General features: G+C 62.0%; 15 protein-coding genes and 1 tRNA gene. 8 read left to right on the top strand and 8 right to left on the bottom strand.

The genetic code is table 11. The annotated features are described in order from the left end of the window. Nucleotides 1-80 precede the first annotated feature (80 nt). Nucleotides 81-1,277, top strand: coding sequence for an amino acid aminotransferase (locus J3P86_RS08960; RefSeq protein WP_434699979.1), 1,197 nt, complete (start codon nucleotides 81-83; stop codon nucleotides 1,275-1,277). A 260-nt stretch (nucleotides 1,278-1,537) separates the two neighbouring features. Here the strand turns inward: J3P86_RS08960 and J3P86_RS08955 are convergent, their stop codons facing one another. Further along, nucleotides 1,538-1,765 (bottom strand): hypothetical protein, encoded by a 228-nt coding sequence (locus J3P86_RS08955; RefSeq protein ID WP_305495845.1) that lies wholly within the window; start codon nucleotides 1,763-1,765, stop codon nucleotides 1,538-1,540. A gap of 232 nt (nucleotides 1,766-1,997) precedes the next feature. On the opposite strand from J3P86_RS08955, the gene J3P86_RS08950 reads away from it, so the two are divergent. From J3P86_RS08950 to J3P86_RS08940, 3 genes are all read left to right on the top strand, one after another. Next, nucleotides 1,998-2,073: transfer RNA gene (locus tag J3P86_RS08950), tRNA-Asn, on the top strand. Nucleotides 2,074-2,327: 254 nt separating this feature from the next. Then, nucleotides 2,328-2,522: a hypothetical protein gene (locus J3P86_RS08945; RefSeq protein ID WP_305495847.1), complete on the top strand. Its 195-nt coding sequence runs from the start codon at nucleotides 2,328-2,330 to the stop codon at nucleotides 2,520-2,522. Between the two features lie 89 nt (nucleotides 2,523-2,611). Then, nucleotides 2,612-2,794: a hypothetical protein gene (locus J3P86_RS08940; RefSeq protein WP_305495849.1), complete on the top strand. Its 183-nt coding sequence runs from the start codon at nucleotides 2,612-2,614 to the stop codon at nucleotides 2,792-2,794. Here the strand turns inward: J3P86_RS08940 and J3P86_RS08935 are convergent. The 7 genes from J3P86_RS08935 to J3P86_RS08905 form a co-directional block, all read right to left on the bottom strand. After that, the gene (locus J3P86_RS08935; RefSeq protein ID WP_305495852.1) at nucleotides 2,791-3,852 is read right to left on the bottom strand and encodes an AI-2E family transporter; all 1,062 of its coding nucleotides are present in this window, start codon (nucleotides 3,850-3,852) and stop codon (nucleotides 2,791-2,793) included. The two genes, J3P86_RS08940 and J3P86_RS08935, sit on opposite strands and share 4 nt — an antisense overlap. A 452-nt stretch (nucleotides 3,853-4,304) precedes the next feature. Then, a complete protein-coding gene (locus tag J3P86_RS08930) occupies nucleotides 4,305-5,984 on the bottom strand; it encodes a methyl-accepting chemotaxis protein (protein WP_305495854.1) in 1,680 nt (559 codons plus the stop codon). Nucleotides 5,985-6,212: 228 nt separating this feature from the next. Continuing rightward, nucleotides 6,213-7,529: a Na+/H+ antiporter family protein gene (locus J3P86_RS08925; RefSeq protein ID WP_434631417.1), complete on the bottom strand. Its 1,317-nt coding sequence runs from the start codon at nucleotides 7,527-7,529 to the stop codon at nucleotides 6,213-6,215. A gap of 243 nt (nucleotides 7,530-7,772) precedes the next feature. Continuing rightward, a complete protein-coding gene (locus tag J3P86_RS08920) occupies nucleotides 7,773-9,086 on the bottom strand; it encodes an ATP-binding protein (RefSeq protein ID WP_434569224.1) in 1,314 nt (437 codons plus the stop codon). Further along, complete coding sequence (locus tag J3P86_RS08915; protein WP_305495857.1) at nucleotides 9,083-9,751, bottom strand: response regulator transcription factor; 669 nt, start codon at nucleotides 9,749-9,751, stop codon at nucleotides 9,083-9,085. The genes J3P86_RS08920 and J3P86_RS08915 overlap by 4 nt, the downstream gene beginning before the upstream one ends. Next, a complete protein-coding gene (locus tag J3P86_RS08910; RefSeq protein ID WP_434624945.1) occupies nucleotides 9,751-10,062 on the bottom strand; it encodes a PepSY domain-containing protein in 312 nt (103 codons plus the stop codon). Before J3P86_RS08910 ends, J3P86_RS08915 begins: the two co-directional genes overlap by 1 nt. Continuing rightward, nucleotides 10,062-10,370, bottom strand: coding sequence for a PepSY domain-containing protein (locus J3P86_RS08905; protein ID WP_434569227.1), 309 nt, complete (start codon nucleotides 10,368-10,370; stop codon nucleotides 10,062-10,064). The genes J3P86_RS08910 and J3P86_RS08905 overlap by 1 nt, the downstream gene beginning before the upstream one ends. Nucleotides 10,371-10,587: 217 nt before the next feature. Between J3P86_RS08905 and J3P86_RS08900 the strand changes: the two genes are divergently transcribed. From J3P86_RS08900 to queD, 4 genes are all read left to right on the top strand, one after another. After that, nucleotides 10,588-11,667 (top strand): patatin-like phospholipase family protein, encoded by a 1,080-nt coding sequence (locus J3P86_RS08900; protein WP_434624947.1) that lies wholly within the window; start codon nucleotides 10,588-10,590, stop codon nucleotides 11,665-11,667. Nucleotides 11,668-11,752: 85 nt separating this feature from the next. Then, on the top strand, nucleotides 11,753-12,040 hold the full coding sequence (locus J3P86_RS08895) for a type II toxin-antitoxin system Phd/YefM family antitoxin (RefSeq protein ID WP_434624949.1): 288 nt from the start codon (nucleotides 11,753-11,755) through the stop codon (nucleotides 12,038-12,040). Beyond that, on the top strand, nucleotides 12,030-12,317 hold the full coding sequence (locus tag J3P86_RS08890) for a type II toxin-antitoxin system RelE family toxin (RefSeq protein ID WP_434699977.1): 288 nt from the start codon (nucleotides 12,030-12,032) through the stop codon (nucleotides 12,315-12,317). Before J3P86_RS08895 ends, J3P86_RS08890 begins: the two co-directional genes overlap by 11 nt. Before the next feature lie 108 nt (nucleotides 12,318-12,425). After that, entirely contained in the window at nucleotides 12,426-12,782 is a 357-nt protein-coding gene (gene queD / locus J3P86_RS08885) for a 6-carboxytetrahydropterin synthase QueD (protein ID WP_025212792.1), read from the top strand. Nucleotides 12,783-12,837: the final 55 nt, after the last annotated feature.

The following is a 12,837-nucleotide window of genomic DNA, read 5'->3' as shown; positions in this document are numbered from 1 at the left end:
CTCCCCGTTTGTGCACCGCTCTAGTGCATTCGGCTGGAGCGCGACACGTCCTCTCACCCTCCATTCAGAGCCGCGCAATAATGAGCCTGTTTTCCGCTGTCGAATTGGCACCACGCGACCCCATCCTGGGCCTCAACGAAGCTTTCAACGCCGACCCCCGTACCAATAAGGTCAACCTGGGCGTGGGTGTTTACTGCAACGAGGAAGGGCGCATTCCGTTGCTGCGCGCCGTGGTCGAAGCCGAGACGATTCGCGTGGCTCAGCATGTTTCTCGCGGTTACCTGCCGATCGACGGCATTGCCGCCTATGACCAGGCAGTCCAGACCCTGCTGTTCGGCAAGGATTCCCCGCTGATCGCATCGGGCCGCGTCATCACCACCCAGGCCGTGGGCGGCACGGGCGCACTGAAAATCGGTGCCGACTTCCTTAAGCAATTGCTGCCGGACGCGGTCGTGGCCATCAGCGACCCAAGCTGGGAAAACCACCGCGCGCTGTTCGAAACCGCCGGTTTCCCGGTGCAGAACTATCGCTACTACGACGCCGCTACCCACGACGTGAACCGCAGCGGCCTGCTGGAAGACCTCAACGCCCTGCCCGACCGTTCGATCGTTGTGCTGCATGCCTGCTGCCACAACCCGACCGGCGTGGACCTGAGCCCGGAAGACTGGAAAAACGTCCTGGCCGTGGTCAAGGCCAAGAACCACGTGCCGTTCCTGGACATGGCCTACCAGGGCTTCGGCAAAGGCATCGACGAAGACGCGGCGGCCGTGCGCCTGTTCGCCGAATCGGGCCTGACCTTCTTCGCCTCCAGCTCGTTCTCCAAGTCGTTCTCCCTGTACGGCGAGCGTGTCGGCGCGCTGTCGATTGTCAGCGAGTCGAAGGAAGAAAGCACCCGCGTGCTGTCCCAGGTCAAGCGCGTGATCCGCACCAACTACTCCAACCCGCCGACCCACGGCGCCAGTATCGTCGCCGCCGTGCTCAACAGCCCTGAGCTGCGCGCACAGTGGGAAGAAGAGCTGGCCGAAATGCGCCTGCGCATTCGTGGCATGCGTGAGCAGATGGTCGACATGCTGGCCAAGGCCGCGCCGCATCACGACTTCAGCTTCGTCGCCCGCCAGAGCGGGATGTTCTCCTACTCCGGCTTGACCGTTGAACACGTGACACGCCTGCGCAACGAGTTCGGCATCTATGCCCTGGACACCGGCCGCATCTGCGTGGCCGCGCTGAACCAGAACAACATCGATGCGGTGACCAAGGCCATCGTCCAGGTGATCTGACGCTCGATGAAATGAAAAACGGGAAGCCTTCGAGCTTCCCGTTTTTTTGAATCTGCTTGCCAAGTCAGGTGCCCCTAACCTGTGGCGAGGGGATTTATCCCCGCTGGGCTGCGAAGCAGCTCCCAAGCATATCGACTCAATCAACCTGCCCCACCGCGCCAGACGACTTCAGGGCTGCTACGCAGCCCAACGGGGATAAATCCCCTCGCCACAAAAAGCATCCAGCCCTGCACTCTCTGTTCCAGGCAAATGCGTCGAGCCTACAGCTCCGTCGCCCGCTGGCTCGCCGCATCGTCGTAGATGACATACAACGACTCGGCGACCTGGCTCTTGATCGCCTTGGTACTTTCGAGCCCCAGGACAAAACCCTCGGCCTTGCCACCGGCGCGGTTCAGTTCTTCCGGGGTGCTGGCCTGGGTGATGGCGTCGTACAGCTTTTCAGCGTGAGGCCCCACGCCCTTGGGCAGACTGATCTGGGCGGTGCTCACAGGAACACCTCGGTGCAATCGATTGTGTGAAGTGGTAACAGATGGTTCATGGCGCGTCCCTTGATGTCGGCGAATGGCCGGCAGCGCGTCCTGCCACTTCCGGGCGACCATGGTAGCCTCTCTCGCCGTCGCGGTAACTGCCAATTGTTGATTGGTCACCGATGGGCTTCAAGCCGCTCCGTACGCAACAGATGCTTGACTTCTCTTTTCCAATCAGTAACATACGCGCCATTCCGCGATAGCTCAGTTGGTAGAGCAAGTGACTGTTAATCACTGGGTCCCTGGTTCGAGTCCAGGTCGTGGAGCCAGACAGCAACAGAAAAAGCCCCTGAATCGAAAGATCCAGGGGCTTTTTTGTGGGCGTTTTTCAGCCAAACGGCGACTGATCGCCGTATACCGCCTGGCTGAGGTCGCTACCGGAACAATAATCTGGCGCCAACCAGGCACTATGGTCTGAATCCTGCTTTATGTTTTGACGACTCAAGCTGTCACGAGCGTGTCATGGCAGTGCCGCAAACTGTCAACGTCCGCCGCCGCAGCTCATAACAACAAGGACGAAGCCATGCCCACACAAAATCCCCACCGCATCGTCGGCCTGTGCACTTCCAGCAAGGTCTACAACGTACTGACCGAGCTCAAGCACCTGGAAGGCCACCGCAGCGCCAAGTTCCTTTCCCTGCTCGCGGAAAACCTGGTTCGCAAGGGCCTGCTCAATGAACAGGAAGTGGTGCACATGCTCGATCTGGTGGTCGATTGAGCGGCATCGATTCCGACTATTGAAGCGGTTGATTTTTCCCCATCCCGCATGAGCCGTAAGGTAACCCCATCGACTGATGGAGGTTTCCCATGCCCAAGGTTCAAATCATGTCTGTCATTGGCAGCGCCGTCCCCGCCCCACTTCGGGAGCGCGGACTGTTGGCTTGCTGGTATCTGGTGCAGGATGGCGTCACCGTCAGCGGCCCGCTGACTTCCCTGCCCGCCGCCCAGGCCCTGTCGCAACGTATCGGTCCGTACCTGTTGAGCGCCTAGGGCAACTGCACCCGCGGCTTGCCCTCGACGAACAGCGCCCAGCAGGACATGAACAGCGCGGCGATCAGTGGCCCGATGACAAAACCATTGAGGCCGAATACGGCCAACCCGCCAAGCGTCGAAATCAGGACCATGTAGTCGGGCATCTTGGTGTCCTTGCCGACGAGGATCGGGCGCAGGAAGTTGTCCACCAGGCCGATCACGAAGACCCCGAACAGCGCCAGCACCACGCCCTGCCAGATCGCCCCCGACAGCAGGAAATACACCGCCACTGGCACCCAGACAATGCCCGCCCCCACCGCCGGCAGCAGCGACAGGAAAGCCATCAGCACCGCCCACGGCAACACCGTCGGGATACCCAGGATCCAGAAAATCAGGCCGCCCAGGGCGCCCTGAGTGATCGCCACCAACAGGTTGCCCTTCACCGTCGCCCGCACCACCCGGTTGAACTTCAATTGCAGGCGGCGCTTCTGGTGCTCGGCCAGCGGAACGGCCGAGCGCACCTTGCGCACCAGCTCCGCGCCGTCACGCAGGAAAAAGAACAACAGGTAGAGCATCACGAAGAAGCTCACCAGAAACTGGAACGTACCCTGGCCGAAACTGAACGCCTGGGTGGCGAAAAATTCGCTGCCCTGCATGGCGCTCTTGACGATCTTGTCTCGCAGGCCACTCAGGTTGCCCAGGCCGAAGCGGTCGAGCAGGTGCTGGAAGAACGGCGGCAACGCCTCCTTGAAACGCGCCAGGTAGTCGGCGACGTCCAGCTCGCCACTTTCCAGGCTCTTGTACAGCGCCGCCCCTTCCTGGACGAGCAAGGTACTGATGACGATCACCGGCAAAATGGCGATCACCACGCAGATGCTCAGGGTGAACAGTGCCGTGACGTTGCGCGGCCAGCCGAACTTGAACTGCAAGCGACGTTGCAGCGGCGCAAAGACGATGCCCAGGATGACGGCCCAGAATACCGCCCCATAAAACGGCAGCAGAATCCAGACGAAGGCAATGCTGACCAGGATCAGCAACAGCATCTGCGACTTGTTTTGGAGGTTCTTTCGGTTCATGTGCTTTCCATGTCATTGGCAGATAGACATTAGTCCGCCAGGACTCGCCGGAGTGCCGTCGCGTCTGCCATATGCCGGCCTTCGAGGTCGCGCCGGGGGATGGGAATGTGGTTCGGGCTGTTGATGCGCGATGCGCGCGAGCTGCCTGCCTGCCTGCCTGATTACTGTGGCGAGGGGATTTATCCCCGCTGGGCTGCGAAGCAGCCCCTAAGACAGACTGCGCGGAACATCAGGCAAGTCGTATTGGCTTTTTTTGGGGCCGCTTCGCAGCCCAACGGGGATAAATCCCCTCGCCACAACAGTGCATGACATGAATCGACGGAACGATTTGCCCGGCAGAAACTGCCGAAGGCTGCGATCCTCCGCTTCCGATAGGGCCTGGTAGCCCAGGCGAAAACATCTGGATCGAAAGCGAAAGATCGCAGCCTTCGGCAGCTCCTGCTGCGCTCGGATCAGATCCGGAACTGCCCCACCAGTTTGCCCAGGCGCTGGCCCAGATCGGCCAGGCTGCGAGAAGTCTGGGCGCTGAGCTGGGTTTCGTCGGCGACAGTGTCCACCGCCACGGCAATCTGATGCACGCTGCGGTTGATTTCTTCAGCCACCGCGGTCTGCTCCTCGGCGGCGCTGGCGATCTGGGCGTTCATCGAGTTGATGGTGCCGATCAGTTGCGCCATGGTGTCCAGGGAGGCGCCCGCCTCGTTGGCCCGTTCCGAGGTGCCGTCGCCGGCCTCGCTGGAACGGCGCATCGCTTCCACCGCGGCATGGGTACCCGATTGCAGGCGATCGATCATGCCCTGGATTTCCTGGGTGCTTTGCTGGGTCCGGCTGGCGAGGGCGCGGACTTCGTCGGCAACCACCGCAAACCCGCGGCCCGCCTCACCGGCACGCGCAGCCTCGATGGCCGCGTTGAGGGCCAGCAGGTTGGTCTGCTCGGCAATCGAACGGATCACACCGAGCACGCTGACAATCGAGGCCACATCCTGTTGCAGGCTGTCCAGGGACACGCCGCTGCTGCGGATATCGTTCACCAGCGCATGAATCTGCTGGATGCTGCCGGCCACCACGCGCTTGGCGGACTGGCCTTCTTCATCGGTCTGCTGGGCCGCGACGGCTGCGCCCTGGGCACTGCGGGCGACTTCCTGGGCGGCGGAGGACATTTCGTTGATCGCCGTGGCGACCTGGTCGGTCTCGTGGCGCTGGCGCTCCATGGCCTGCTCGGAACGCTGGGCCTGCTCGGACACCTGCGTCACCAGGCCGGTCAGTTGCGACGTCATGTCGGTGATCTGCCTTACCAGGCCGTGGATCTTGTCGACGAAGCGGTTGAAGGAACCGGCCAGTTGGCCCAGTTCGTCCTGGCTGGTAATCGCCAGGCGCCGGGTCAGGTCGCCCTCGCCCGCGGCGATGTCATCGAGGTTGTCCTTCATCAGGTGCAGCGGACGCAGGATGGTATTGGCGAGCACCAGGCCCACCACCGCGATCACCAGCAGTACCACCGCGGCGATCCCGACGATGCTCAGGATCACGCCTTGCAGGCGATCGTGGACCTTGGCTTCCACCAGCGCCACCTGACCTTCAATGCCGTCGAGGTTGACCGAGCTGCCGACCGCCAGGTCCCACTTGGCCAGGTATTCGGTGTAGCCGAGCTTGGGCACCAGGTCCTTGCTGCCGGGCAGCGGCGAGCTGTATTCCAGATAATGCGTGCCGTCCTTGGCGACCTTCACCAGGTCACGGTTGACGTAGACGCCGTTCGGGTCGCGGTTGTCCTTGAAACTCTTGCCCACGCCGTCGGGGCTGTTGGCCTTGAACAGGCGAATGGTCTCGGAGTCGTAGCCGAAGAAGTAGCCGTCCTTGCCGTAGCTGATGTTCGACAGCAACTTGATTGCCTGGGCGCGCGCCTCGTTATCGCCAGGCGCGGCGGCATCGTAGAGCGGCTTGATGGCGGTAAGGCCGACCGCGACGTAATTCTGCAGCGTGGCCTTGGCCTCGCTGAGCAGACGTTCGCGGGTTTGCTGGACTTCCTTGCTGGCCTGTTCCTTCAAGATGAACGCCGTGGTCAGGCTGATGATCACCGCGGACAGCAATACCGGCAGGATTGCCAGGGACAGGACTTTAGCCTTCAGGCTCAGGCGCATGCTGTTCACTCTTGTTGGTTTTATGGCGTGGTTAACTGGGTTAACGGCAGCGCACGATAAAACTGTAGGACAAGGTGGACAGTCGGTTGGCAGGGTCGGTGGACTCAAGGGTCCCATCGCGAGCAGGCTCGCTCCCGCAGGGTTTGGTGGTGTCCACAACTGCTGTGTTCACACCGATCCCCTGTGGGAGCGAGCCTGCTCGCGAAGAAAACAACCCGGTCTCTGAAGCTACAACACCATCGCCGCCACCCAACCAAACGCCAGCAATGGCAGGTTGTAGTGCAGGAAGGTCGGGACCACGGTGTCCCAGATGTGGTGATGCTGGCCGTCGATGTTCAGGCCGGAGGTCGGGCCGAGTGTCGAATCCGAGGCAGGCGAGCCGGCATCGCCCAGGGCGCCGGCGGTGCCGACGATGCAGACGATCGCCAGCGGGCTGAAGCCCAGTTGCAGGCACAGCGGCACAAAAATGGTCGCCAGGATCGGCACCGTGGAAAACGACGAGCCGATCCCCATCGTCACCAGCAGCCCGACCAGCAACATCAACAGCGCACCGATGCCCTTGTTGTGGCCGATCCAGGCCGCCGAGGTTTCCACCAGGCTTTGCACCTCACCGGTGGCCTTCATCACTTCGGCGAAGCCCGAGGCGGCGATCATGATGAAGCCGATCATCGCCATCATCTTCATGCCTTCGGTGAACAGGTCGTCCGTCTCGCGCCAGCGCACCACGCCCGACACCGAGAAAATCAGGAAACCGGCCAGGGCGCCGATGATCATCGAATCGAGCAGGAGCTGGATGGCGAATGCCGCTGCGATTGCCAACCCGGCGACCAACAGGCTGAGCGGGTTGTAGCGCACGGCCACCTGCTCGGCCCTGGCGATCTTTTTCAGATCGTAGACGCGTTTCTTCCGATAGCTGATAAACGACAGCACCAGCCCGAACACCATGCCCAGCGCCGGGATGCCCATCGCATGGGTGACGTTGATGCCACTGACATCGACACCGCTGCGGGCGATGTTGGCGAGCAGGATTTCGTTGAGGAAGATATTGCCGAAGCCCACCGGCAGGAACATGTAGGGGGTGATCAGGCCGAAAGTCATGACGCAAGCGATCAGCCGACGGTCCAGTTGCAGCTTGGTCAGCACATAAAGCAGTGGCGGCACCAGCAGCGGAATGAAGGCGATATGGATCGGCAGGATATTCTGCGAGGCCACCGCGACCGTACCCAGCAGGCCGATAAGCAGCCATTTGACGCCCGTGCCGCCGGCGGTGTCCTGGCGGTCGACCATGGCCAGGACCTTGTCGGCCAAGGCATGGGCCATGCCGGATTTGGCGATCGCGACCGCAAAGGCGCCCAGCAGAGCGTAGGACAACGCCACCGTCGCGCCGCCGCCAAGGCCCGCATTGAAGGCCTTGAGCGTTGCCTCGATCCCCAGGCCACCTACCAAGCCACCCACCAGCGCGCCGATAATCAGCGCGATCACCACATGCACGCGGGACAGGCTGAGTACCAGCATGACGCCAACCGCGGCAATTACTGCATTTATCATCGTTACCTCAAAGCACAGCGATGGAAAGCCACCGGACAAAAAGGTCGCGACTTTGCAGCAAGCGGCGGCAAGCTGCAAGGGTCATGCGGCGGGATTTGCAGTCACTCGCAGCGTTTGAGTCCACCACATTGCCCCTGTGGGAGCGAGCTTGCTCGCGATAGCGTCGGGTCAGTTACGAAAGTGTCGACTGACAAGCCGCTATCGCGAGCGAGCTCGCTCCCACAGGGGTTCGTGCGGATTTCAGCGCTTGGGCAGCTCAATCATTACTTTCAACCCGCCCCACTCGCTGTCGCCCAACGCTAATGTCCCGCCCCAGGTGTCGACGATGTCGCGCACGATGCCCAGCCCCAGGCCATGGCCATCGGTCTGCTCATCCAGGCGCGTGCCGCGGCTGAAGACCTGGTCGCGGCGATCCGGCGGGATGCCGGGGCCATCGTCTTCCACTGCCAGGTGGAAACCCACGAGCGTCTCGCTCACGGTCAGGCGCACTTCGGCGTCGGCCCATTTGCAAGCGTTGTCCAGCAGGTTGCCCAGCAGTTCCAGCAAGTCTTCGCGATCCCAGGGCAGGTGCAAGCCGGGCGGCGCGACATAAGCCAGGTGCAGATGCTCGCCGTGGATCATGTTCAGCGTCGCCAACAAACCCGGCAGTTCGGCGTCGCAATCCAGGTGCGCGCCGGGCAAGGCATCGCCGGACAGGCGCGCACGGTTGAGTTCGCGGTTCAGGCGCTGGCGAACCTGCTCGAGTTGATCCAGCAGCAACTTGCGCAACTCAGGATAAGGGTCGAGCTTTTCGTTCGACGCCAGGCTTTGCAGCACCGCCAGAGGCGTCTTCAAGGCATGGCCAAGGTTACCCAGGGCGTTGCGCGAACGCTTGAGGCTGTCTTCGGTATGGGCCAGCAAATGGTTGATCTGCGCTACCAGCGGCTCCAGTTCCCTGGGCACTTGTTCGTCGAGTTGTGAACGCTGGCCGCGTTGCAGCTGGGCAATCTGCTCCCGGGCCTTCTCCAACGGCCGCAAGGCGCGCTGCACCGTGAGCCGCTGCAACAGCAGGATCAGCAGCAACCCCGCCAACCCGAGGCCAAGGCCGACCTGCTGCATCCGCAGGAAACTGTCGCGCACCGGCGTGTAGTCCTGCGCCACGCTGATGGAAATTGCCTGGCCCAGGCGCCGGTAGTCCGTGCGCAGCACCAGCAGTTTCTGGCCTTCGGGGCCCAGTTGCAGGTTGCTGTGCAGCCCCGGATGGTCGAGCCGCGGCAGTTCCTGGTCCCAGAGGGAACGGGAGCGCCAATGCTCGTCGGCAAAATCGATGCGGAAATAATGCCCGGAGAACGGTCGCAGGTAAGCCGGCGACAAGCGTCGCTCGTCCAGTTGCAACCCTTGCGGGCCACGGACCAGGGCCACCAGCAGGTTCTCGCTGTCATTGCGCAACCCCGCTTCGAGGTAGCGCTGCAAACCCAACTCGAACAACCACAGGCTGGTCTGCGCGAGGACCAGGCCGACCACCACCATCACACCGATCAGGCCCAGGCTCAGGCGCCGCTGGATGGATCTCACTGCGCCTGTCCGCCGAACAGGTAGCCCTGGCCGCGACGGGTTTCGATCACGCTGCGTCCGAGCTTGCGCCGCAGGTGATTGACGTGGACTTCCAGCACATTCGAATCGCGCTCGGTTTCACCATCATAGAGGTGCTCGGCGAGGTGGCTTTTGGAAAGGATTTGCTCGGGGTGGAGCATGAAATAGCGCAGCAGCCTGAATTCGGCGGCGGTCAGCTGGATCTCGGCGCCGTCGCGAATCACGCATTGCCGGCCTTCGTCCAGGTGCAACCCCGCCGCTTGCAGCGTCGGCTGGTTGACCTGGCCGTGGGAGCGTCGCAACAGCGCCTGGATGCGCAGGTGCAGTTCTTCAGGGTGAAAGGGTTTGGTCAGGTAATCATCGGCCCCGGCCTTGAGTCCTTCGATGCGCTCGGCCCAGGAGCCACGCGCGGTGAGGATCAGTACCGGGGTGGTCAAGCCGCCAGCGCGCCATTGCGCCAGCACCTCGAGCCCCGGCACTCCTGGCAGCCCAAGGTCGAGAATGATCAGGTCGTAGGGCTCGCTGCTGCCCTGATACACCGCGTCGCGCCCGTCGGCGAGCCAATCGACCGCGTAGCCCTGCCGGGCGAGCCCGGCCATCAGTTCGTCGGCCAGGGGAACATGGTCTTCCACCAGTAGCAGGCGCATCAGTCTTCCTTATCTTTGAGTAAACGGCCGGTCGCGGCCTCGAGGTCCAGTTCGCGCACGACGCCGTCGGTGTCCAGCAGCTCGACTTCGTAGATGTAGACGCCGTGCTTTTCTTCCAGCTCGGCTTCCAGTAACTTGGCGCCGGGATGGCGATCCAGGGCCTGTTGCAGCAGGTGTTCCAAGGGCAGGATCACGCCCTGCTGACGCAGTTGCAGGGCCTCGTCCTGGTCCAGGTCGCGGGCCACGGCCACCGAACAACACACCAGCAGCGCCAGCGCCCAACGATTGCGGGCGCGCAGATTAAGCTTCATTACGTATCCTGATGATTCTTGAGCACCTCGCCAGTGACGGCGTCGAGTTCCAGATCCCACTCGATGCCCTTGGCATCACGCAGATCCACTTTGTAGCGGTACTTGCCGTATTCCTCTTCCAGCTCGGTATCGGTCACCGTGGCGCCAGTGTGTTTGGCCAGGGCAGCGGCGTTGAGCTGATCAAAAGGCAGGATGGTACCAGCGTCCAGTAATTTTTGGGCTTCAGTGGCATCGAGATCCCTGGCTTGAGCCGGACCTGTACCGATGACCATGAGCGCCGCGATGAAAAAGGCAGTGAGGCGGTTCACGGGTTATCTCCTTTTTATAATCTTCAGCGGGGAACTGTATCGGGACGAACTTAACTGAAACTGAATTGCCATCATTGAATCCAGGTCAATTTTGCTCGCGCCAGCGTCAGGTCAGTCATCAAAACTGACAACTGACACAGCGTCATCGCGAGCAAGCTCGCTCCCACAGGGTTTCTGTGTCGCTATAATCAGCCGCTTGCACGTATTCGAGACCGGTATGACCGCCATTCACATCAAGTTCCCCGCGCTGACTCTGAAGGCCGGCCCTCGCGCCTTCAAGCGCATCCGCCAGGCAGGCCTTCAGGCCGCCGATGTCGGCATCCTGCCGGGTGCCGCCGGAGGGCCGAAAGCCTTGGGTATCCAAGGGCTGGACCTGGCGCTGTTCGGCGAATGGCTGCCCGCCGCGCCGCGGGAGCGCTCGCTGATCGGTGCATCGGTCGGCTCCTGGCGCTTCGCCAGCGCCTGTCTGCCGGACGCCGCCGAGGGCATTCGCCGCCTGGGCATCCTGTACAACGAGCAGAGCTTCGCCAAAGGCGTGACCATGGCCGGGGTCAGCCAGAGCTCGCAGCGCATGCTCGACGACCTGCTTGAAGGACGCGACCTGACGATCCTCGACAATCCGCATTACCGGCTCAACATCATGGTAGTCCAGAGTCATGGCCTGTTGGCGCAGGACCATCGCGGCCGGCTGGGCCTGGGGCTGTCCTCGGTGATCGCCGACAACCTGCGCGGCCGGGCGCGGCTGTCGCGGCATTTCGAAAGGCTGATCATCCACGACCCGCGCCTGGCTCCCCCGCTCCATCCGTTGACGGACTTCCCCTCGCGCTTCGTGCCGCTGGAGGCCGGCAACCTGCGCCAGGCACTGCTGGCGTCGGGCTCGATCCCGATGATCATGGAAGGCGTGCGCGACCTGCCCGGCGCCGGCGCGGGCACCTACCGCGATGGCGGCCTGCTGGACTACCACCTTGACCTGCCCTATAGCGGCGAGGGCATCGTGCTCTATCCGCACTTCACCGATCGGGTCATTCCCGGCTGGTTCGACAAAGGCCTGCCATGGCGCCGAGGCGATACCTCGCGCTTGCAGGATGTGCTGCTGCTGGCGCCGTCCCGCGAATACCTGGCTCGCCTGCCCTACGGCAAACTGCCGGACCGCAACGACTTCAAGCGTTTCATGGGCGATGACCCGGCCCGCCGCAAATACTGGCGCACCGCAATGGACGAAAGCCGCCGGCTCGGCGACGAGTTCCTCGAACTGACCGCCAACGGTGGGCTGGGAGAGCGTTTGCTGACCCTTTAGTCAGCACGCCCGCGGGCCCGGATGGAGTGCTTGCCTGAACGCGCAAAAAAAGACCAAAATAAAGCACTTTTAAAGGAGCCTGGTCATGCAAATCGTCTTGGCTGATGTGGCTGTCAGCGTATCGGAACTGAAGAAAAATCCGTCCGCGGTCCTGAGTGGCGCGAACGGCTCACCTGTGGCAGTGCTGAACCATAACCGCGTGATGGGCTACATGGTACCGGCGGAGGTCTACGAAGCGATGATAGAGCGCCTGGACGAGTTGGAGCTGGCCCAAGTAGTCAAAGCGCGGATCGAGGCCAACGAATCGCGGGTACGCATATCGCTCGATGACCTTATTGGCGAGGCTGAAGCTGATATCGCCAATGGGCGTTGAATATGATGTCCAATGGGATCCGAAGGCCCTGAAAGAGCTGCGAAAACTGGACGGTGCGGTCCGTCTGCAGCTTTTGAAAAAACTCCAAGAGCGACAAGGGCACCCTCGCGTACCGGGTGATGCTCTTCACGGGATGAAGGATTGTTACAAGATCAAGTTACGCGGGGCTGGGTATCGACTCGTGTATCGCATAGAGGAGGAGCGGATCGTCATTCTGGTAATAGCGGTTGGCAAGCGAGAGCGCAGCGGCGTCTACGCTTCAGCCAGGACCCGGTAGGACAGCCAGGTTTGCTGACCCTTTAGTCAGCACGCTCGCGCAACGCGGGGATCAAACTGATAAACTGCGCCGCCTGCCTCGCGACCGTCCATTTAAAGAGCCAAATCTGTGGAAATCTTCAAAGAGTTCACCTTCGAATCCGCCCACCGCCTGCCCCACGTACCGGAAGGCCACAAGTGCGGACGCCTGCATGGTCACTCGTTCAAGGTGGCGATCCACCTCAGCGGCGACATCGACCCGCACACCGGCTGGATTCGCGACTTCTCGGAAATCAAGGCGATTTTCAAGCCGCTCTACGAGCGCCTGGACCACAACTACCTCAACGACATCCCCGGTCTGGAAAACCCCACCAGCGAAGTCCTGGCCAAGTGGATCTGGAACGAGTTGAAGCCGCTGCTGCCGGAACTCAGCGCCATCCGCATCCACGAGACCTGCACCAGCGGCTGCATCTACCACGGCGAATGAACCTGGCGGCCTTTGTGTCTATCCTCCTTGGTTCGGATCTACCAAGAGGACACCA

The organism is Pseudomonas sp. D1-1 (genome assembly GCF_051132225.1).
GTDB lineage: Bacteria > Pseudomonadota > Gammaproteobacteria > Pseudomonadales > Pseudomonadaceae > Aquipseudomonas.
The sequence above is the reverse complement of the archived record's forward strand: the minus strand, read 5'-3'. Positions and strand labels throughout refer to the sequence as shown.